General features: G+C 39.4%; 19 protein-coding genes. 12 read left to right on the forward strand and 7 right to left on the reverse strand.

All coding sequences use genetic code 11. The features are described from left to right. Positions 1-174 precede the first annotated feature (174 nt). The 3 genes from ATE92_RS13725 to ATE92_RS13735 all read left to right on the forward strand — a co-directional run bounded on the left by ATE92_RS13725 (position 175) and on the right by ATE92_RS13735 (position 3,098). Positions 175-1,713: a hypothetical protein gene (locus tag ATE92_RS13725; RefSeq protein WP_100804253.1), complete on the forward strand. Its 1,539-nt coding sequence runs from the start codon at positions 175-177 to the stop codon at positions 1,711-1,713. Positions 1,714-2,008: 295 nt separating this feature from the next. Continuing rightward, positions 2,009-2,536: a hypothetical protein gene (locus ATE92_RS13730; RefSeq protein ID WP_232729165.1), complete on the forward strand. Its 528-nt coding sequence runs from the start codon at positions 2,009-2,011 to the stop codon at positions 2,534-2,536. A 16-nt stretch (positions 2,537-2,552) separates the two neighbouring features. Continuing rightward, positions 2,553-3,098, forward strand: a complete 546-nt coding sequence (locus tag ATE92_RS13735; protein ID WP_100804255.1) for a hypothetical protein — start codon at positions 2,553-2,555, stop codon at positions 3,096-3,098. Positions 3,099-3,175: 77 nt separating this feature from the next. On the opposite strand, the gene ATE92_RS13740 is transcribed toward ATE92_RS13735, so the two are convergent. The 4 genes from ATE92_RS13740 to glyA all read right to left on the reverse strand — a co-directional run bounded on the left by ATE92_RS13740 (position 3,176) and on the right by glyA (position 7,264). Further along, on the reverse strand, positions 3,176-3,367 hold the full coding sequence (locus tag ATE92_RS13740; protein WP_100804256.1) for a cold-shock protein: 192 nt from the start codon (positions 3,365-3,367) through the stop codon (positions 3,176-3,178). Positions 3,368-3,652: 285 nt separating this feature from the next. Continuing rightward, positions 3,653-5,392, reverse strand: a complete 1,740-nt coding sequence (locus tag ATE92_RS13745; protein ID WP_100804257.1) for an FG-GAP-like repeat-containing protein — start codon at positions 5,390-5,392, stop codon at positions 3,653-3,655. A gap of 87 nt (positions 5,393-5,479) precedes the next feature. Continuing rightward, the gene (locus ATE92_RS13750; protein ID WP_100804258.1) at positions 5,480-5,986 is read right to left on the reverse strand and encodes a GNAT family N-acetyltransferase; all 507 of its coding nucleotides are present in this window, start codon (positions 5,984-5,986) and stop codon (positions 5,480-5,482) included. Positions 5,987-5,989: 3 nt separating this feature from the next. Continuing rightward, entirely contained in the window at positions 5,990-7,264 is a 1,275-nt protein-coding gene (glyA, locus tag ATE92_RS13755; protein WP_100804259.1) for a serine hydroxymethyltransferase, read from the reverse strand. A 107-nt stretch (positions 7,265-7,371) separates the two neighbouring features. On the opposite strand from glyA, the gene fahA reads away from it, so the two are divergent. Both fahA and ATE92_RS13765 read left to right on the forward strand, forming a co-directional pair. Beyond that, on the forward strand, positions 7,372-8,652 hold the full coding sequence (fahA, locus tag ATE92_RS13760; RefSeq protein ID WP_100804260.1) for a fumarylacetoacetase: 1,281 nt from the start codon (positions 7,372-7,374) through the stop codon (positions 8,650-8,652). Positions 8,653-8,702: 50 nt separating this feature from the next. Beyond that, positions 8,703-9,887 (forward strand): hypothetical protein, encoded by a 1,185-nt coding sequence (locus ATE92_RS13765; RefSeq protein WP_100804261.1) that lies wholly within the window; start codon positions 8,703-8,705, stop codon positions 9,885-9,887. Positions 9,888-10,031: 144 nt separating this feature from the next. Here ATE92_RS13765 and ytxJ read toward each other — a convergent pair whose 3' ends face one another. Then, positions 10,032-10,424 (reverse strand): bacillithiol system redox-active protein YtxJ, encoded by a 393-nt coding sequence (ytxJ, locus tag ATE92_RS13770; protein WP_100804262.1) that lies wholly within the window; start codon positions 10,422-10,424, stop codon positions 10,032-10,034. Between the two features lie 174 nt (positions 10,425-10,598). On the opposite strand from ytxJ, the gene clpB reads away from it, so the two are divergent. From clpB to ATE92_RS13785, 3 genes are all read left to right on the forward strand, one after another. Continuing rightward, positions 10,599-13,208 carry an ATP-dependent chaperone ClpB gene (gene clpB, locus ATE92_RS13775; RefSeq protein ID WP_100804263.1) on the forward strand — a complete coding sequence of 870 codons (2,610 nt, stop codon included), beginning with the start codon at positions 10,599-10,601 and terminating at the stop codon, positions 13,206-13,208. A gap of 117 nt (positions 13,209-13,325) precedes the next feature. Next, complete coding sequence (locus ATE92_RS13780; RefSeq protein ID WP_100804264.1) at positions 13,326-13,922, forward strand: TetR/AcrR family transcriptional regulator; 597 nt, start codon at positions 13,326-13,328, stop codon at positions 13,920-13,922. Positions 13,923-13,971: 49 nt separating this feature from the next. Beyond that, a complete protein-coding gene (locus tag ATE92_RS13785) occupies positions 13,972-14,466 on the forward strand; it encodes a thioesterase family protein (protein WP_100804265.1) in 495 nt (164 codons plus the stop codon). A 112-nt stretch (positions 14,467-14,578) separates the two neighbouring features. Here ATE92_RS13785 and ATE92_RS13790 read toward each other — a convergent pair whose 3' ends face one another. Continuing rightward, positions 14,579-15,874 carry a T9SS type A sorting domain-containing protein gene (locus ATE92_RS13790; protein ID WP_100804266.1) on the reverse strand — a complete coding sequence of 432 codons (1,296 nt, stop codon included), beginning with the start codon at positions 15,872-15,874 and terminating at the stop codon, positions 14,579-14,581. A gap of 107 nt (positions 15,875-15,981) precedes the next feature. On the opposite strand from ATE92_RS13790, the gene ATE92_RS13795 reads away from it, so the two are divergent. Beyond that, a complete protein-coding gene (locus ATE92_RS13795) occupies positions 15,982-17,718 on the forward strand; it encodes a redoxin domain-containing protein (protein ID WP_157809650.1) in 1,737 nt (578 codons plus the stop codon). A gap of 293 nt (positions 17,719-18,011) precedes the next feature. Here the strand turns inward: ATE92_RS13795 and ATE92_RS13800 are convergent, their stop codons facing one another. Then, positions 18,012-18,197: a CsbD family protein gene (locus ATE92_RS13800; protein WP_100804268.1), complete on the reverse strand. Its 186-nt coding sequence runs from the start codon at positions 18,195-18,197 to the stop codon at positions 18,012-18,014. A gap of 304 nt (positions 18,198-18,501) precedes the next feature. Between ATE92_RS13800 and ATE92_RS13805 the strand changes: the two genes are divergently transcribed. The 3 genes from ATE92_RS13805 to smpB all read left to right on the forward strand — a co-directional run bounded on the left by ATE92_RS13805 (position 18,502) and on the right by smpB (position 20,590). Then, positions 18,502-19,032, forward strand: coding sequence for a histidine phosphatase family protein (locus tag ATE92_RS13805; RefSeq protein WP_100804269.1), 531 nt, complete (start codon positions 18,502-18,504; stop codon positions 19,030-19,032). A gap of 102 nt (positions 19,033-19,134) precedes the next feature. Further along, complete coding sequence (locus ATE92_RS13810) at positions 19,135-20,100, forward strand: peptidoglycan DD-metalloendopeptidase family protein (protein ID WP_157809651.1); 966 nt, start codon at positions 19,135-19,137, stop codon at positions 20,098-20,100. Between the two features lie 22 nt (positions 20,101-20,122). Next, positions 20,123-20,590, forward strand: a complete 468-nt coding sequence (smpB, locus tag ATE92_RS13815; protein ID WP_100804271.1) for an SsrA-binding protein SmpB — start codon at positions 20,123-20,125, stop codon at positions 20,588-20,590. Positions 20,591-20,601: the final 11 nt, after the last annotated feature.

Genomic DNA, 20,601 nt, shown 5'->3' on the forward strand with positions numbered 1-20,601 from the left:
TTTAAAGCAGCCGGAAAGTTAACGCTACGCTATAAATAATTGGTCTGATTTTAGCGCACCACACTGCTGCATTACAATTTACAGTTGGAATGCCAAAGATACTTCATGAAAAGTTCGGGCAATTACAATAATAAGCTTCATAAAAAGTTATATTTTTACTGAAAATTTTTCTGAATGAAGTATGTATACGGATTGGCACTAGTCTTTTGCCTTGTTTTATGGAGTTCTTGCCGCAACGATTTTGAAAGTGTCGCCAGTACCGGAAATCTCGAATTTTCAAAAGATACAGTGTATCTGGATACTGTTTTTACAAACATCGGCTCCAGTACCTATAATTTAAAAGTCTATAACCGAAGTGATGAAGATATCAATATCCCAACCATTAGTTTGGGAGATGGAGAGGCATCGAACTACCGACTCAATGTGGACGGGATTCCCGGGAAAACATTTGAAAATATACAGATTCTTGCCAAGGACAGTATTTTTATTTTTGTTGAAACCACCATCGATATCAATAATTATCCCAATCCGCAGAACGCCTTTTTATATACCGATCAGATTTTGTTTGACAGCGGAGGAAACGAACAAAAAGTGGAACTCGTAACTCTTGTGAAGGATGCGGTGTTTCTGTTTCCTGCCGATTTAGGAAATGGAATGTTCGAAACTTTAAATTTGGGAACGGACGAAGACGGGAACGATGTTTTAATAGAAGGCTTCTTTTTGGATGATTCCGAATTGACCTTTACCGATGAAAGACCCTATGTAATTTATGGCTATGCAGCGGTTGGTGTTGGCAAAACGCTCAACGTACAACCCGGCGCTCGTGTACATTTTCATGCAAACAGTGGAATTTTAGTAGCAAATACCGGTTCTATAAAGTCCAATGGCGCACCAAGTAACGATCCCGAATTGATGGAGAATGAAATTATTTTTGAAGGAGATCGGTTAGAACCCGATTTTTCTGATATTCCCGGACAATGGGGCACTATTTGGCTCACAGCCGGAAGTACCAATCACGAGTTTTCTTACACTACCATAAAAAACAATGTCGTAGGCATTTTGATGGATAGCAATGATGGAGATGAAACGCTTACCCTTAAAAATGTACAAATTTATAATTCGTCCAATGTAGGTTTGTTGGCCCGTACCGGAAATGTATATGGAGAAAATATGGTGATAAACAATGCTGGGCAGTCGGCATTGGCCTGTTCTATTGGTGGCACCTATACCTTTAACCATTGTACGTTCGCCAATTACTGGACCGGTAGCTTTAGAACTCTCCCAACCGTTCAATTGGATAATGTGCTTACTGAAACTTCAGGGATTGACCTGAATGCAACTTTCAACAACTGTATTATCTACGGAAACGAACAACGCGAGTTAGGCTTATTTTCAATCAATGCAGCAGCTTTTAACTTCAACTTTACCAACAGTTTAATTCGTTTTGAAGATCCCAATGGTGATTTTGCCGATGATCCTAACTATGATTTTGAAAATCCCGCCTTGTACACCAACGTTACCAGAAATATAGATCCTGTTTTTCAAAATACAGCCTTAAATAATTTTAATATTGAAACAGGGACTTCAGGGGCAGAAGATCTGGGGATAACTCAAACGAACCCACCGGTATCTATCGATTTAAATGGTACTACCCGTGGAAATCCTTCCGATGCAGGAGCTTATGAAACTACTGTTTTCCCCGAAGAAGACTAAAACATTAAAACACACTACAACAGAAAATAGCGCATCATTCGATGTGCTATTTTTTTTCTAAATTTTCTATTCTATCTTTTTTATCTATTTTTATCTTACTGATTATCATTTAATTAAAAAATTTGATGTATCTTTAAAATAGAATTTTCATTCCTCATTATTTATCCCCTCCTCATTTTGTTTCCCCCATATCCCCGTGTTGCATTGTAAATCGTTTTGTTCGGTTTTACCATGTGATGTATCGTATTGGAATAGTAACTAAACCATTAATAGTATGAAAACAAAAATGAAAATTATGCGACAAAGCCTTTGGGCTATGGCAATCACGTTGGTATTTTTAATTACCGGTTGCCAACAAGAAAATCTGGTCGTTTCTGAGACCGAGAATTTTACAGCACCTGTTGAAAACACACAAACACGCGCTAGTGGTCCTTCGGCCAACGGCCAAGGAACACTCACAAATCCAGATGGCTCCACCAGACATTTTTCTTTTCACGCAAAAGAGAAAAATAACGGAAGTATACAAGGGAGTGGTGTATTAACGTATGGCGGGGGTTTATTGAAAATAAAATTTGACGTAGACTGCCTTGAAGTTTCCGGAAATACAGCTCATCTATCAGGTATCATAACCTCATGGAGCGACAATCCCGATGGAGTTGGCTGGGGCTTTTGGTTTAAAGTGATTGATAATGGAGAAGGTGCAAATGCTGATCCGGATGAAATGACCCGACTAGGTAACAGTCCTAGTCCATTGGATTGTACGGTAGATTATGGTATAGAAATCTATCAAATAGAAGGAGGAAATATTCAGGTAAAATCATAAACTAACAATAACTATTATGAAAACAATTAAAAAATTTAAAGTAAGCCTTTTGGCAGTCACTGTATTAAGTGTATTTGTGCTAACTAGTTGCCAAAAAGAGAATCTTGTAGATTCACAAACTGAAAATCTAACCACTCCCACTGAGGCAATACAAACCCGAGCTAGTGGTCCCTCGGCGAATGGTCAAGGTACAATTACCCTAGGAGAAGAAACTACGAGACATTTTTCCTTTCATGCCAAAGAAAAAAATAATGGAGCCGTTTCGGGGAATGGAGTACTCACCTATACCGCAGGACAATTAAAAATTCATTTCGATATCAACTGTTTGGCAGTTGATGGAAACACAGCAACCTTAACAGGGGTTATTACTAAATATGCTGACGCACCCGAACGAGTGGGTTGGAATTGCTGGTTTAAAGTAACCGATAATGGAGAGGGGAACAATGCAGACGCAGATCAAATGACCTTGTTCTTAAGCAATCCTGAGCTGGAAGATTGTGGTTTTGACTATGGATTGGAACTCCTGGATATAGAAGGTGGAAATATTCAGGTGAAAAATTAAAATTCGCTAACTAACCAAAATTAAAAAAGCCCATCGTTCGATGGGCTTTTTGTTTCAAAAAGTGAAAGAAAATTATATTATAGTACTCTTACGTTTACTGCGTTTAATCCTTTTTTACCTTCTTTAAGTTCAAATTCTACTTTGTCATCTTCACGGATCTCATCGATCAAACCTGAAATGTGTACAAAATGTTCTTTGTTTGTGTCGTCTTCAGTGATAAAACCAAATCCTTTGGAATCGTTGAAGAACTTTACTGTGCCTGTTTGCATTATAATAAAATTAAATAATTAAGCTGCGAAGGTAGTACTATAAATAAGATTATCGCAATTTTTTTTAGGATTTTTTATCTCTAGACTTCTCCCGAGTGTTTGTTTTCTTTTTTATAGTAGATCAAAAATCGTCAATTTACCTTAATTCGTAATTCACTCAACCCCTAGCAAATAAGTCAGCTCATACACCCCAATTCACTTTACAATAGTTCATTTATAGAGTTCTTCATTTTTTTAGACTGAGCGAAGCCTATACATTACACCGTAAAGGCATTGAAGAATAAACTACTTTACGATAATTTTTTTGGTGATTTTTGCCAACCCGTTATCAAAAACAAAGAAATACATGCCAGAACCATATTGTTCCATATTGATTGTTTCTGAAATTGAGCTCACTTTCTTGGTAAATAGCAATCTTCCCAGCATGTCGGTAACACTCAATGTGCTATTTGAAAGTTCCTCTTTTAGTTGAATGGAAACAATTCCATTTACCGGATTTGGATAGATAATTATACTATTTTCTTGCTTCTGAAAATCTTCCGTTGCCAATTCATTAGTTCCTTCAATAATAGTGGCGTGAATATTTATGTCGGGATTGTTTATAATATCGACAATTCCGCTCAACCAGGTCACTTTAATATAATCTATGGTGGTTGCTGTTCCTATTCCGAAGAATTCGTAGACCGAATTCTGCCCTATATATCCTTCTCCGCATAAGGTATAATTGTACTGTTTTTCCCCGTTGACCGAAATTTCAATCCAGGAACCTATGCCCTGTCGATTACTTTCGGTGCCGCGGAGTTTTACCTTAATCCAGTTATTGGTGTGAGGAGTTTCATTTTTCCACAAATAAATATCGTCCGGTTGAAAATTAAGCACTGTTATATCGGGATAGCCGTCTCTGTTAACATCCCCTATAGCGTTAGAATAGCTGCGCGCCGCATCGTTTTCAAATCCGGCATTTTCCGGGATACTGTACATTCCGGAACCGTTATTTTCGTAAAAAGCAGCAGTTAAATATTGCGTTTGTGCATCGGTAAATAAACTACTCACATACAAATCGAGATCGCTATCATTTTCGGCATCCAAAAAGACAGCACCCCAGGCATACGATTCCATTAACGTTCCGTTAGTTTCGGCGATATCTGTAAAAGTTCCGTCGCCGTTATTTTTCAGAAAAACATTTCCGTCGGGTAAATTAGTAATATAAATATCCAACCAGCCGTCTTTATTAAAATCCCCTATGGTATTGGACATTGCTGAAATCCCAATATCTGCCCCCGATGCCGCACTTACATCACTAAAAGTTCCGTCACCATTGTTTTCATATAAAATATTCAAATTAAACGAACGGTCGTTGGCCAAATAAATATCCTGCCAGCCATCGTTGTTATAATCGAAAAAAACCGAGCAGAAAGTTAGAAAATCGTCTGTAGATATCCCCGCGGCTTCGGTAATATCGGTAAAGGTTGCATCGCCGTTATTGCGATACAATCTATTGTGAATATCGGTGTTATTAATATCCCGGGAACTGATAAACAAATCCAGCCATCCGTCGTTGTTATAATCACCCCAGGATCCGCCCCAGGCACTGTAATCGGGAATTGCAAGTCCTGCCGTTGGAGATATATCGGTAAAGTTCATGGTGCCGTCATTCTCATACAATCGGTAGGCATGAGTATTGCTTACCGTAAATAGGTCGTAATCTCCATCGTTATCGAAATCCACCCATTGAACGGTTTTGCTTTCAGCAAGCTGATCCGGGAAATTGAATGTGACTTGCGTAAAAGCACCCCCGGTATTCTTAAAAAAACGAAGTGGTAATCCTTCTTCTGATGTTACGGAAATATCATCCCAACCATCGTTGTCGAAATCGAAAAATGAGATTCCTCCTCCCAGCGTACCAACTCCGTAAGTCGAATTGCCACAACCTAAGGCTGCAGATTGCTCGCTAAACTGAATTTGAGCGTGCGACACTGAAAAATAAGTGAAAATAAAAAAAATGGTCTTGTACAAATTTCCCATACGTCAATCCTAATTTAAGGTAAGATCATCATCGTATAAATGTATAAAAAAACGAAACAGCGTGAACTGAAGCTGAAGAAATAATGTTTAAAAGGCTGTGGAAAAAAGCAACAACTCTTCATCTTCATCTTTCATCGTCACTTTATCAATGGCACGTAGCCCTAATTTGTTGAGCAATTTGATGGAGTCCTTATTTTCGGGCAGCGTAATTGCTAAAAAAGTATGCATTTTCAAAGTATTCCTCGCAAATTCCAGCGTTGCGGAAGCTGCTTCAAACGCATAGCCTTTCCCGGAATATTCGGGAAGAAAGGCAAATCCGATGTCCGGATGTTCCAAGTAGTCACGTTTGTATAATCCGGAAGAACCAATTGCAGTTCCTGTTTCCTTTAATTCAACTATAAACGCTCCAAAACCACTGGTTTCATAACTGCTCAGATAGTGTTTTTCGATGTAATTTTCGGCGTCTTTAACCGAAGAGATGTTTCGGTCACCAATATATTGCAGCCAACCCGGACTGTTCATTAATTTATATATGAATGCTGCGTCCAGAAGCGTAAATCTTCTTAACAATAACCGTTCTGTGGTAATTCTCATTAGTTACTTTTTGAAAAGAGGCTTTCCGGCCATCATGTGATGTACTTTTTCCGAAATAGCTTCCAGTTTGGTATCATCCTGGAAATTGACGATGGCTTCATCCATCATATCAACAATCTGAAGCATGTCCTTTTCAAGCAATCCTCTTGTAGTAACTGCAGCCGTCCCTACTCTAATTCCGCTGGTTACAAACGGCGATTTATCATCAAATGGCACCATATTTTTATTCACGGTGATATCGGCTTTTCCAAGCGCCTCTTCGGCTTCCTTTCCGCTTAAATTTTTATTCCGAAGGTCAATAAGCATCATATGATTGTCCGTCCCCCCCGAGATTACCTTATAACCCTTATCCATAAATGCCTTTGCCATTACTGAAGCATTTTTCTTCACCTGAATCATATAATGTAAAAAGTCGTCGGTTAGTGCCTCGCCAAATGCAATCGCCTTGGCTGCAATGATGTGTTCTAAAGGTCCGCCTTGATTCCCGGGAAAAATACCACTGTCCAATAAGGAAGACATTTTTCTAAGACTCCCGTTTTTAAGGGTAATTCCAAACGGATTGTCAAAATCCTTTCCCATTAATATCATTCCTCCTCGCGGGCCACGCAAGGTTTTATGAGTAGTTGTTGTTACTACATGACAATGCGGAATGGGATCACTTATAATTCCTTTTGCAATCAATCCTGCCGGATGCGCGATATCTGCAAATAAAATAGCACCCACTTTATCGGCTATTTCACGAAAGCGTTTGTAATCTATCTCTCTGGAATATGCCGAAGCTCCCGCCAAGATCATTTTGGGTTTTTCTCGTACGGCAATGGCTTCAATTTTGTCGTAATCCAACATTCCTGTCGCTTCTTCAACTCCGTAAAATACCGGATTGTACAATTTTCCTGAAAAGTTCACAGGAGAACCGTGAGTTAAATGTCCTCCATGCGACAAATCGAAACCTAAAAATTTATCTCCCGGCTCTAAACAGGCTGCAAACACTGCGGTATTTGCCTGTGAGCCACTATGCGGCTGTACGTTGGCATATTCGGCACCAAATAAGGTTTTGGCTCTGTCTATCGCAATTTGTTCTACCTCATCTACCACCTCGCAACCCCCATAATAGCGTTTTCCGGGATATCCTTCGGCGTATTTATTTGTTAAAACAGACCCTGCGGCTTCCATAACCTGGTCACTCACAAAATTTTCGGAAGCAATTAATTCCAGTCCGTTGATTTGACGTTGTTTTTCGGCTTCAATTAGTTCAAAAATCTGTTCGTCGCGTTGCATATTTTTTCAGAAAAAGTTAATAAAAATCAAAAATAGTAAAAGCTTGTGGTTAGTTCCCCAGAAATTATATATTTGATTAACAATTTACGAACAACAAAAAAACAACTATGCCTTTAACTGCCAACGACCCCACACGAAAAACTTGGCTTGATGTGCCCGAGAATACCGATTTTCCCATTCAGAATATACCTTTTGGCGTATTCCTAACCAGGGATGATATTATTACCATTGGAACCCGAATTGGCGATTACGCTATCGATCTGGGAGCATTGCATCAACTGGGATATTTTAAAGGAATCGACCTTACCGATGATATTTTTCTACAAGATAGTTTGAACGATTTTATAGCCGACGGAAGAAAAACCTGGCGCTTGGTCCGCAATCGAATTTCGGATGTATTTTTAGCCGGAAACAGTGCGTTAAGAGATAATGAAGAACATCGAAAGAAAATATTGTTCACCTTAGATGAAATTGAAATGCAACTTCCGGTGGATGTTGGTGATTACACCGATTTCTACGCGAGTAAGGAGCATGCCTTTAATGTAGGCTCGTTATTTCGTGACCCCGAAAATGCATTATTACCCAACTGGCTGCATATACCCATTGGTTATCACGGAAGAAGTTCGTCTATTATTCCGTCGGGAACACCCATTAGAAGACCTGTTGGACAAACCAAACCGGGTGACTATGCCATTCCCGGATTTGGACCCTCCAAATTGTTGGATTTCGAACTGGAAATGGCCTTTATCACCACTGATGCAAACGATTTGGGAAAACGAGTTCCTATTGCCGAGGCCGAAAGTTATATCTTCGGATTGGTCTTGTTTAACGACTGGAGCGCCCGCGATATTCAGGCCTGGGAGTATGTTCCATTAGGTCCGTTTTTAGGTAAAAGTTTTGCCTCTACCATTTCACCATGGATTGTTACTTTAGATGCCTTAGATGGTTTTAGAGCCGAAGGTCCGGTGCAAATTCCGGAACCACTTCCCTATTTAAAGCAAGGCAAAAAGAAAAATTACGATATTAAATTGGAAGCTTCTATCCAGCCCGAAGGCGGAGAAGAAACTGTAGTAACGCGATCCAATTTTAAATATATGTATTGGTCCATGGCACAACAGCTTACGCACCATACGGTGAATGGTTGTAATCTGCGAAGTGGTGATATGATGGGTAGCGGAACCATTTCGGGACCTACAAAAGATTCGTACGGCTCTATGCTCGAACTTACCTGGAAGGGTAAGAATCCTATTAAGTTAAATGACGGTAGCGAGCGTAAATTCATCAACGATAACGATACCGTAATTCTAAGAGCCTATTGCCAGAATGAAAAAGTACGTATTGGGTTTGGAGAATGCAGCGGCAAAGTGCTTCCAGCCCACCCTTTATAAGTTTGGCATCACAATTGTAATCCACATATCATAACCAAGATAAATTTGTTATGAGACACACTATTACTTTATTCAGTTTGGTACTATTACTCGTAGCCTGTAATAGTGTTAAGAGAAACCAGAAGTTACTGGCCAAAGGGGATTACGACAAAGCCATTGATCTTGCCGTAAAAAAAATTCAGAAGGATAAAAATTCTGACAAGAACGATGCACATATCGTTTTGTTGGAAGAAGCCTTTAAAAAGGCGGCTGAAGATGATACCCGCCGTATCACTTTTCTGAAAAAAGAAAACAATCCTTCCGGAACCCGGGAAATTTACCATTTGTACAGAGATTTGGAGTATCGGCAGGATTTAATTCGTCCGTTGTTACCCTTGTACAGCAGTTCACTGGGTAGAACTGCCAGCTTTAAACTGGTAGATTACACCGGCGATTTGATCGCTTCAAAAAAGGCATTTACAGAGTATTTGTATACCGAAGCCAATCGCTATATGACCCGGCAAACCACAGCCGATTACCGTACTGCCTACAATATTTATTGTGAAATTGACGAATTGCAACCCAATTATAAGGATGTAAAAAAGAAAAAGGACGACGCGCACTTTTTTGGAACCGATTTCATTTTTGTGACGCTCAATAACCGAAGCGGTCAAATGATTCCGTTTCGTTTGGAGCGGGAGTTGTTGGATTTCAACACCTATGGCCTGGACGATTTTTGGACCGAATATCATGCAGAACGACAACAAAATATTCAATATAATTATGGAATTTCACTGAATTTCAGGGATATTGGAATGTCTCCCGAACGTATTTCAGAAAAAGAAGTACTGCGTAAAAAAACCATTAAAACCGGATGGGACTATAAACGGGACCGAAACGGAGCGATTGTAAACGACAGTCTGGGAAATCCTATTAAAATAGACAAATTTGAAACCGTTACCGCAAGATTGCATATCACCGAACAAACCAAATCGGTTTTGGTAGCAGGTAATGTTGTTTATCGAGATTTAATTGCCAGACGTGATTTAAATAACTATCCATTATCCAGCGAGTTTATTTTTGAAAATGTATTTGCGACCTATCATGGCGATAAACGAGCGCTGGATCCTGAAGATTGGAATTGGGTGAACAATCGATATGTACATTTTCCAAGTTACGAACAGATGGTTTTGGATGCCGGAGACGACATTAAAATTAGGTTGAAAGAAATATTAAAGAATAATTCGATACGGTAGCGGAAGAGTACAACGCCCATTACTTGTCATTCTGAATTAATTCTTTGTCATTCTGAACCTGCCTGCCGGCAGGCGGGTTTAATTCAGAATCTATTACTTTTTTTGGAATTGGAAACTGAATCAAGTTCAGTTTGACAAAAATAATTAAGTATACTTTTCCAGGTCCGAAACATCAATATTATGATGTGAAGCGTGATGTACGGTATTACCGTTTTTTATAATGAGTAACTGCGGACTTTGATGCATCACCTGAAATTTATAGCCTACCTCATCGGAAACATCGCGATGATCCAGTAGATCCAGAAAGTACAATTTTACTTTTTCGGCTTCAGGGGAATAGTTGCTTTCAAATTGTCGTAATACCATTCGGCTAATACCGCAGCGTGTTGAATGTTTAAAGATAGCCACAGGTGTGCAAAGTGATTCCTTTTCAATTTCTTCCAACTGACTCAAAGAAGTGAGTGCGTGCCATGGTACTTCAACTTCCTGTGTTTTTACTCCTTCATTTTTTGATTTAAATCTTTCGAATAATCCCATTTGCTATTTTTTTTACAAAGTTACAGTATTGAACTTTTTCTAATTATTAATGTATGTTAATTTCTGAAGTGATTACAGTCAGAATGTCGGGCAATTCCTTACAAAATCGGTCATTTTGTCTTAAAACAAGCTTGGCGTATTTATTGAAATAACTTCTTTAGAAATAATACAGCTATGAATTTTAATAATTATACCATAAAATCACAAGAAGCCATTCAGCAAGCACAGTTGCTTGCACAAAGCTTCGGAAATCAACAAATAGAGAATGAGCATCTCTTTAAAGCCATGCTTGAAGTTGATGAGAATGTTACTCCGTTCCTGTTAAAGAAACTCAATGTGAATATTGGGATGCTGGAACAAATACTCGACAAGCAATTGGAGAGCTTTCCGAAAGTTTCGGGAGGCGACATAATGCTTTCACGCGAAGCCGGAAAAACGGTGAATGAAGGGTCCATTATTGCAAAAAAGATGGGAGACGAATATGTTTCCATAGAACATTTGTTATTGGCCATTTTCGCTTCAAAAAGTAGTATTTCACAGACGCTAAAAGATCAGGGTGTCACTGAAAAGGGACTTAAAAGTGCGATTAGTGAGTTGCGCAAAGGAGATTCGGTTACCTCACAGAGTGCCGAGGAAACCTACAACGCCTTGAATAAATACGCACGAAATTTGAATCAGTTGGCACGTGACGGAAAATTAGATCCTGTTATTGGTCGGGATGAGGAAATACGAAGAATTTTGCAAATCCTTACCCGAAGAACAAAAAACAATCCGATGTTGGTAGGAGAACCCGGAACAGGAAAGACCGCTATTGCTGAAGGCCTCGCCCACCGAATTGTCGACGGCGATGTTCCTGAAAACTTGAAAAGCAAAGAGGTCTATTCGTTAGACATGGGTGCGCTTATTGCCGGAGCCAAATACAAGGGAGAATTTGAGGAACGGCTCAAAGCCGTCATCAAAGAAGTTACTTCCAGTGATGGCGATATTGTCCTGTTTATTGATGAAATACATACGCTCGTGGGTGCCGGTGGCGGTCAAGGCGCCATGGATGCGGCAAATATTTTAAAGCCTGCCCTGGCTCGTGGAGATTTACGCGCCATTGGAGCAACTACTTTGGACGAATACCAGAAGTATTTCGAAAAGGATAAGGCACTGGAACGACGTTTCCAAAAAGTAATGGTGAACGAACCCGATACCGAAAGTGCCATTTCTATTTTACGCGGAATCAAGGAAAAATATGAAACACACCATAAGGTTCGTATTAAAGATGAGGCGATTATTGCCGCGGTAGAATTGTCACAGCGCTATATCACCAACCGATTTTTACCCGATAAGGCTATTGACCTCATGGATGAAGCGGCTTCGAAGTTGCGTATGGAGATAAATAGCAAGCCGGAAGAGCTGGATGTACTGGACAGAAAGATCATGCAACTGGAGATTGAAATTGAAGCGATAAAACGTGAAAAAGATGAATCCAAATTAAAAGCACTGCGGGCCGATCTTGCCAATTTAAAGGAAGAACGCAACGAAATTAATGCAAAGTGGAAGAGTGAAAAAGAAGTTGTTGATACCGTTCAACAGTTAAAAACTGAAATTGAAGAATACAAACTGGAAGCCGAACGTGCCGAACGGGAAGGCGATTTTGGAAAAGTAGCCGAATTACGCTACGGAAAGATTAAAGAAGCTCAGGAAAAGCTTTCGGCTTTGGAAACGCAATTGGCAGAGAATGAAAACGGGACTTCTTTAATAAAAGAAGAAGTTACTAATGAAGACATCGCTGAAGTTGTGGCCAAATGGACCGGAATTCCCGTAACAAAAATGCTGCAGAGTGATCGTGATAAGTTGTTAAGTCTCGAAGCGGAATTACATAAACGTGTAGTGGGCCAAGAAGAAGCTATTGTGGCGGTAAGTGACGCCATTCGTCGAAGCAGAGCCGGTTTACAGGATGCCAAACGTCCTATTGGATCGTTTCTATTTCTGGGAACCACGGGAGTTGGTAAGACCGAGTTGGCAAAGGCGTTAGCCGAATATCTATTCGACGATGAAAATGCCATGACCCGAATCGATATGAGTGAATATCAGGAGCGTCACAGTGTGAGCAGATTGGTAGGAGCACCTCCGGGATATGTGGGATACGATGAAGGCGGACAATTAACTGAAGCTGTGAGAAGAAAACCGTATTCGGTAGTGTTGCTGGACGAAATTGAAAAGGCACATCCCGATACGTTTAATATCTTATTACAGGTTTTAGACGAAGGAAGGTTGACAGATAATAAAGGGCGTGTAGCCGATTTCAAGAATACCATTATCATTATGACCAGTAATATGGGAAGTGATATCATTCAGCAGCGATTTGAAACGCTGAAAGACCCCGAATCGGCCATGGAAAGTGCCAAAGTAGAAGTATTAGGACTATTAAAGCAAACCGTACGACCCGAATTCTTAAATCGAATCGACGACATAATTATGTTTACGCCTTTGACCAAGAGCGATATTCAGAAAATTGTCGGTTTACAATTGAAGGGTGTAACCAAAATGCTGTTAAAACAAAACATCACTTTGGATGCAACACAGGAAGCTATAGCATATCTTTCGGAAAGAGGCTTCGACCCTCAATACGGAGCGCGACCTGTAAAACGGGTGATTCAGAAAGAAGTATTGAATGCCCTTTCTAAAGAAATCCTTTCAGGAAAGATAAGCACCGATAGTATCATTTTGCTGGACAGTTTTAATGAAGCGCTTGTTTTCAGAAATCAAAGTGATCTTGTAAAGAGTAAAAAGTAATACTCATTTCAAATTTTAAAAAAATCACCTCTGCTAGGTTGCAAAGGTGATTTTTTTGTTAAATAAAAAACCGATTGGTTTATTTTTTATACATTTGCCTCATAAATTTATTTTTAGATGCGTTCCAAAGCCGAACTTACCAGTCTGTATATCATCGAAAAGGTAGCACCCGTTTTCAATAAGAAGGGATATGCTGCCACTTCTATGGCAGATATTTCGGAAGTAACCGGTCTCTCCAAAGGTGCTATCTACGGTAATTTTGAAAATAAAGAAGCAATAGCCATCGCGGCATTTCATAAAAACGTAAACGATCTTTTAAAGAAAATTGCAAAACATCAAGAGCAGAGTAATTCACCGCTTCAGAAGTTATTTTTAATTACCGATTTTTACCGAACCTACAAAGATTACAGTACAGAGCTTGGAGGCTGTCCTATCCTGAACATAGGCGTAGATGCAAATCAGCAGAATACCAAACTTTTACAACAGGTACAATTGGTGATTAGCAAAACACAAAACAACGTTGCAAAACTAGTAGAATGGGGGAAAGAAAATGGAGAAATAAAGGCAACAACCGAGTCTGAAAAATTTGCCAAGCATCTCTACACTCGTATTCAGGGAGCGGTATTTATGAGTTATACCATGAACGACAATTCCTATCTCGTGGAAACGGCTAATGAACTGGATACTTATATTACCACAAACCTAAAAGCATAATAATTTTTTTGAATAATAATAAACCGATTGGTTTAATAAATAAATAAGCATGAACACATTACCAAAAATTTTAGAAAGCAAGTCTGTTATAAGATTTCAACATTGCGACCCATTTAACCATTTAAACAATTCGGAATATTTGAATTATATGGTTAATGCCCGTGAAGATCAGTTAATCGCTAATTACGAAATCGACATTTATAAGATGGGACGCGAAGAAGGAAAGAGTTGGGTGGTAGGTTCCAATCAGATAGCCTATTTACGCCCTGCCTGGTTGATGGAAACGGTTGTTATTGAATCGCAAATGTTAAGTTATAGCGAAACAAGTATTCAGGTGGAGTTGCGAATGTATAATGCTACTAAAACCGAATTAAAATCTGTGATGTGGAGTACTTATGTACATTTCAATCTGTTAAAGCAACGCAAGGAAATCCATTCCGAAGATTTTATGCAGCTTTTTGAAAACGTTGTTACTCCAACCGAGGAAGCCACCTTCGAAGCGCGAATTTCGAGCCTGAAGTCACAGAAAATAACTACTTCGTAGTAACGCAGTTAAAATAATCACAGTGATAAAAAACAAACCCTAATAGACATTCTAAAATCTATTAGGGTTTTGAAATAAGATAGGTATTAAATTAATACCCGGTATTATTAAACTAGTTTTTGAGAATTTCCACTGTCTTTTTACCTCTTTCAGTAAAAACATCCATTAGGTAAAACCCTGAATTCAAAATCGAAAGGTCCAAAGATACCGTATTAGAATCGAATGCATCGTAGATAATTACCTGTCCAAGCATATTCATAACTTTTATGCTTTTAATCGCTTCAGAGTTTGAAATAGTTAACAACGAAGTAACCGGATTAGGATAATAGGCGAGATTTTCAAGAGAGGCATCATCAACCCCTAAAATTAATTCAACTGTAATCGCCAATAAGTCACTTTCACACCCACCCACTGTCTGACTCACATAATAGGTTGTGCCATCCACCAAAGGCGTTGTGTCCGGGATACTAATAGTTCCCCCGGCATCCGAATACCACATAAGATTCTCACCGGTAACGTCTAAATCGGCAAGTGTTTCTCCCGAAGAAAACTGCTGTACGCTATCCCCGACGGGTATTGCCGGCATGGGTGAAACTGTAACAGCCTCCTCTACTCTGGCAGACGTACATACTACACCCGGCGTAAACGACCAGTTATAAAAAAAGTAATAAACATTCGGATTGGTATCGTTGTCGTTAATGGTTCCTCCAAAAACAGAACCGGAAGTTCCTATAGGGTATGGAAATCCGGGATGACCACTGGAAAATTCACGAACCATCACCGGACTGCTTTCGGCCACCAAATTATAATCGGTTCCGGCTGGTACGAAAAAATCTAAATTTAAGGTAAACTGGACCGGTGTGGTAGAATTCCCTGCCGGGGCAGCAATTGTGACTTGTTCTAAAATATTGAGACCACTGTCCTTTAATTGTACAACAACATCCCCCGGATCTGAAGAAGCTAAATATACATCGACCGAGTTAATTGTAAAATCTTCGCTAGCATCAAATGCCAAGCCCCATGGACTAGTTACAGCAACCACCGCCGACGCAGTTGTATTGGTGGGAGCTACTCGAGCTCCGCCCGTTTGAACAGTTCCCGATCCCCCATTAAAGGCTTCAGCCCAAAATGATGTGGTTGTGGTTAAAGGGTTTGTAACAAAGGGAGATCCCGACCCTACTAGATTTCCGCCACTAGGCGCATCGAACCAATTAACTCCGTCACCGTTATGTGTTGCGGTGAGCGTGGCAGTTTCGCCTTCACAAATAGCTCCCGGTCCTGAAGTATCTGAAATAACAGGATCTATACATCCAAAATTCTCCTGTTGAGACTGTGCTAAAGAGCAGAACCCCATCAAAAAAAGTGTAATAAAAGTAACTTTACATGCTTTTAAGTAGTTTGTTTTCATAGCTTTTTTTTAAAATGATTTTCTCAAAGTTATTAAATACTTTATAATTTTCCCATTTATCCTATTCAATACTACCCTCTTTTTCGTTTTTTTGTACTAAAATAGTTGTGCAAAATTTTGCTCTATATATCACCTCCATCCTTGTATGTCTAGGCTGCAGCTCTAAGCCCACGCCTGTATCAGACAGTCGCGTAAACGACTATGCATTGTTCGATGCTTCAGGAGGGTTTCACAGGCTTTCGTATTACAACGACAGCAAAGCTATCGTGCTTTGGGTACAGGGAAACGATTGTCCTATTGTGCGTAACTCTTTGTCCGATTTCCACAAAGTTGTTGCTGAATATTCTGAAAAAGGTTTTACTTTTTTTATGCTGAACAGCAATCTACAGGATCATCGGGAAGGCATTAAGAGAGAAGCAGAAACATTTCAATTTAAAGTTCCGGTTTTGGACGATTCGGCTCAACTACTCGCCGATGCCCTAGACATTAAAATTACTGCCGAAGCAATTGTACTCCACCCTACAACACGAGAAATTTTATACCGAGGTCCTATTAATAATCGATTGGATTATGAAACTCAAAAGAACAAAGCGACCGATAGTTACCTGGCCGATGCTCTGGGTGCTATTTTAAAAGGAAAACAACCCCTTCAGAAACAAAAAATGACACGGGGCTGCACGGTTACACGACAGTCGAAAATAACAAGGGAAGAAGACCTAACTTATACTCGTGATATTGCGCCAATTCTTGAGCAAAAATGCACAAAATGCCATGTAGACGGAGGAATTGCTCCCTGGGCCATGACCGATTATGAAACTGTAAAGGGGTGGTCTTCAATGATGAAACAAGTGTTGCTGAGCAAACGAATGCCACCCTGGAAAGCCGATCCGTATATCGGTGAATTTTCTAACTCATTTGCCATCGAAGATTCCAATGCCCGAAAAATTGTAAGATGGATAGACAACGGATTAGCGCACGGTGCAGGGGAAGACATTCTAACTGCGATTCCACCTATCACAAAAAGTTGGAAAAATGGTGAGCCCGATGAAATTAAGGTGCTTAAACCTGAAACTTTGCCCGCAACGGGTGTTATCAGTTATCGCTATCAGAAAGTCACTATCAATCCTAATGAAGATCGTTGGTTGCGAGGTATAGAAATTCAGCCCGGTAACAACAAGGTTGTGCATCACATTGTTGTGACAAATACCGAACGCAATCAAAAAAGCCCCATTACACAACGCGAACAGCGCAAATGGACCGATAATTTTATTGCCTTGGGCGGCGGTGGTGTTCAGGCTACCTTTTACCCTGAAGGGACCGGAGTATTCGTTCCCAAAAACACAGAACTTACACTTCAAATTCATTATACCACTACCGGCAAAGTGGAAACCGATCTAACAAAAATTGGTTTGTATTATCATGAATCGCCTCCCGAAAAAGAGTTCTATTCGCTAGCACCCTCCAACACCGAATTTGTGATTCCGGCCTATGGTAAAAATGTACATCTTAGTGTGGAAGAACCCATAAGCAGGGATATTAAAATTCATTACATTGTGCCGCACATGCATTATCGCGGCAAGAGCATTACTTTCTCGGTTCTATATCCTGATGGCTCAAAAGAAATGCTTGTTTCTGTACCCGATTTCAACTTCAACTGGCAACGGATGTATCGCTTAAAAGATCCAAAGTTTGTTCCAAAAGGATCTACAATTCTAGTGGAAGGAATTTATAACAATACCTATCAAAATCCGTTTAATCCGGATCCTTCCAAAGAGCTTGGCTTCGGGATTCAAAGTACAGACGAAATGCTGATTGGTTTTTTCAACTACACTTTAGAAGATTAATTTGGTTTAAGTATGGAATTTAATTCAGCAGAAATGTAACAGGATGTGCTGGATATTCGTCTATTAGATATAGCAACCAAAAAAATAATCATCATGAGCACTCAAACAATTTCAATGTTAAATGAAAACACCAAAACACACTACAACCGTGTTTTAGGGATTTATATACTTTGTGTATCGACAATTTCAATTGTATTTTCTGCAATTACTGCGATACAACATCTATAAAAAAATCCCTCTCTAACTTAATAGAGAGGGACTTCTTTTTCAAAGCAATTTTTAATTGACTAATCCTACCACTTCGAAATTTCTTCGTTAATTCGTTCTTTTGTTTTTCCGGTTTTTTCCTGAATTCTACCTACTAGTTCGTCGTACTTTCCTTCTGTAAAAGCCGCATCGTCTTCGGTTGCTATACCGTACTCTTGTTTAATCTTACCTTTAATCTGGTTCCAATTTCCTTTTAACTGATCTGTGTTCATAGCATTTGTTTTTTATAATTAATAATATAAAAGTACCCTACAAACGCGAGTAGTTATAATAACGAAATACTAAAGTCGGGGGCGAAATTGTTATTCTTTTACTAAAAGCTCTTAAAATGTGTTATAAATTCAGAATCCCTCCATGTCCGGTTGCGATCGGGGAAGAGGGATTCTTCTTTCTCATAGCTTATAGCTACAAAGTTTTCTAAACCTCAAAATTCAAAAAACATATTATACACCATATACGCAAAATAAAAAGGTTTGGTTTTCGAATTTTGTATATTTAATTTTTAAACGGAAAACTATGCGTTATTTATTGTTATTTTCTGTCTTTTCACTTTTTCTATCATGTAATGTTATTGAAAAAGAAAAGCAGATTGATACTCCCTCCGAAGCGGCTGCAATTACGACCTATTATCTTATAAGACACGCCGAAAAGGATCGTACCGATCCTGAAAACAGCAATCCTAATCTTACGGAAGCAGGCGTACAACGTGCCAGAAACTGGGCATCCTTTTTTCAGCATATCGATTTAGATAAAATATATGCAACCAATTTTAACCGAACTCAACAAACAGCAAGTTTTGTCGCAACTAAAAAGAACATCGAGGTACAATCGTACAACCCAAGTAACTTGTACGACGAGGCTTTTCAGAAGCAAACAATAGGGAAGACCGTTTTGGTGGTGGGGCATAGTAATACCACTCCACAGTTTGTGAATGCCATTCTCGGGGAAACAAAATATACCGACATGAACGATAATGACAATGGAAGCGTGTATGTAGTTTCAGTGGCCGGGGACTCAAAAAAAGTACAAATTCTAACCTATAACTGAAATAGCTTCTCCCCATTTCCGTTACCGGATTAGGTGGAAAACAATTTGTAACACATTTGCTTTGTGTGTCACTAATAGTTGAACCGTATTAAATTCTACTTCATGAAACGACTGGTTATCCTATTCACAATTCTTTCTTCTACCTTTAGTTTCGGGCAGTCTGAAACCTATCTTACTGTTCTAGAGGATTTTAAAATACATTTCAACCAAAAAGATTCGCAGGCGGTTTTCGATATGATGGATGCCAATATGCAGACCAAACTGGGCATGGATAATGTTTCGGCTATTGTTACATCTTTCCGAACGAATCTGGGTGAATTACAATCCTATACCTATATACATACCGAAGGTACTACCGAAACTTACGAGGCACAATTTGAAAATGGAAAACAAAACATTTCGTTGTCCGTGGACGGATCGTTTAAATTAAACGGACTTCGGTTTCTACCGGCTAAGGAGGAAAATGTTGCCGGTAAAATCGACCGAAACATCACCCCTTTGGCGCTTCCTTTTAAAGGAGAGTGGTTTACGGTCTGGGGTGGAGACACCAAGGCGCAAAATTATCATGTTATCTCTAAAACTCAGAAGAACGCCTTTGATTTTCTGATAATTGGTAAAAACGGTCGATCCTATGAAAGAAGCGGAACTCGTAACGAAGATTATAACGCCTTTGGACAACCTTTGTATGCAGTATGTGATGCCGAAGTGTACGATGTAATAACAGGAGTTGAAGACAACAAGCCGGGAGCTATGAACCCTGCACAGGCACTGGGAAATAGTGTAACGCTAAAAACTGAAAACGACGAATATTTTGTCTATGCCCATTTTGAAAATGAGACAATTAAGGTGGTGAAAGGGCAAAAGGTAAAACGAGGGCAATATCTTGGAAACTGCGGAAATTCGGGTAATTCTACCGAGCCACATCTACATTTGCATATTCAGGATGGCCCCAATGTCATGACTTCAGTGGGTGTAAAATGCTATTTTGAGTCCTTACTTGTAAACGGCGAACCTCAAACCGATTATTCTCCGATACGTTTGGACAAAATCGAACGTACTCCCCAATAATTATTACTATTTTTGCCAACTTATGGCACTTCAGAAAGATGTAAAAATAAAAAACCGAAAGGCTAAATTCGAATACGAATTCCTCGATACGTATACGGCGGGTATTGTTTTGGCCGGAACTGAAATTAAAGCCATACGAGAAGGGAAAGCCTCCATTGCCGAAAGTTTTTGTGAGTTCAATAATCACGGAGAATTGTTTGTGATTAATATGACGGTTCAGGAATATTCACATGCCACACATTTTAATCATGATCCCAAGAGTGAGCGAAAGTTATTACTCAATAGAAGTGAGCTCAAAAAGCTGGAAAAAGAAGTGAAAAATTCGGGGCTTACTATAATCCCTTTGCTCCTCTTTACCAATGAGAAGGGTCTGGCAAAACTTCAAATCGCCTTAGCACGAGGTAAAAAACAGTACGACAAACGAGAAACCATGAAGGATAGGGATACCAAGCGAGACCTCAGCCGAATTAAGAAGGCTTTTAATAATTAATATTCCTTCAA

This window comes from Ulvibacter sp. MAR_2010_11 (genome assembly GCF_002813135.1).
Taxonomy (GTDB): Bacteria; Bacteroidota; Bacteroidia; order Flavobacteriales; family Flavobacteriaceae; genus Altibacter.

Coding starts and splice junctions, on each gene's coding strand:
- ATE92_RS13735 (WP_100804255.1), top strand. CDS start 2,553: ATGAAAACAATTAAAAAATTTAAAGTAAGCCTTTTGGCAGTCACTGTA.
- ytxJ (WP_100804262.1), bottom strand. CDS start 10,424: ATGGGATTATTCGAAAGATTTAAATCAAAAAATGAAGGAGTAAAAACA.
- ATE92_RS13740 (WP_100804256.1), bottom strand. CDS start 3,367: ATGCAAACAGGCACAGTAAAGTTCTTCAACGATTCCAAAGGATTTGGT.
- ATE92_RS13785 (WP_100804265.1), top strand. CDS start 13,972: ATGAACACATTACCAAAAATTTTAGAAAGCAAGTCTGTTATAAGATTT.
- ATE92_RS13750 (WP_100804258.1), bottom strand. CDS start 5,986: ATGAGAATTACCACAGAACGGTTATTGTTAAGAAGATTTACGCTTCTG.
- ATE92_RS13780 (WP_100804264.1), top strand. CDS start 13,326: ATGCGTTCCAAAGCCGAACTTACCAGTCTGTATATCATCGAAAAGGTA.
- ATE92_RS13745 (WP_100804257.1), bottom strand. CDS start 5,392: ATGGGAAATTTGTACAAGACCATTTTTTTTATTTTCACTTATTTTTCA.
- clpB (WP_100804263.1), top strand. CDS start 10,599: ATGAATTTTAATAATTATACCATAAAATCACAAGAAGCCATTCAGCAA.
- ATE92_RS13725 (WP_100804253.1), top strand. CDS start 175: ATGAAGTATGTATACGGATTGGCACTAGTCTTTTGCCTTGTTTTATGG.
- glyA (WP_100804259.1), bottom strand. CDS start 7,264: ATGCAACGCGACGAACAGATTTTTGAACTAATTGAAGCCGAAAAACAA.
- ATE92_RS13790 (WP_100804266.1), bottom strand. CDS start 15,874: ATGAAAACAAACTACTTAAAAGCATGTAAAGTTACTTTTATTACACTT.
- smpB (WP_100804271.1), top strand. CDS start 20,123: ATGGCACTTCAGAAAGATGTAAAAATAAAAAACCGAAAGGCTAAATTC.
- fahA (WP_100804260.1), top strand. CDS start 7,372: ATGCCTTTAACTGCCAACGACCCCACACGAAAAACTTGGCTTGATGTG.
- ATE92_RS13810 (WP_157809651.1), top strand. CDS start 19,135: ATGAAACGACTGGTTATCCTATTCACAATTCTTTCTTCTACCTTTAGT.
- ATE92_RS13805 (WP_100804269.1), top strand. CDS start 18,502: ATGCGTTATTTATTGTTATTTTCTGTCTTTTCACTTTTTCTATCATGT.
- ATE92_RS13800 (WP_100804268.1), bottom strand. CDS start 18,197: ATGAACACAGATCAGTTAAAAGGAAATTGGAACCAGATTAAAGGTAAG.
- ATE92_RS13765 (WP_100804261.1), top strand. CDS start 8,703: ATGAGACACACTATTACTTTATTCAGTTTGGTACTATTACTCGTAGCC.
- ATE92_RS13730 (WP_232729165.1), top strand. CDS start 2,009: ATGCGACAAAGCCTTTGGGCTATGGCAATCACGTTGGTATTTTTAATT.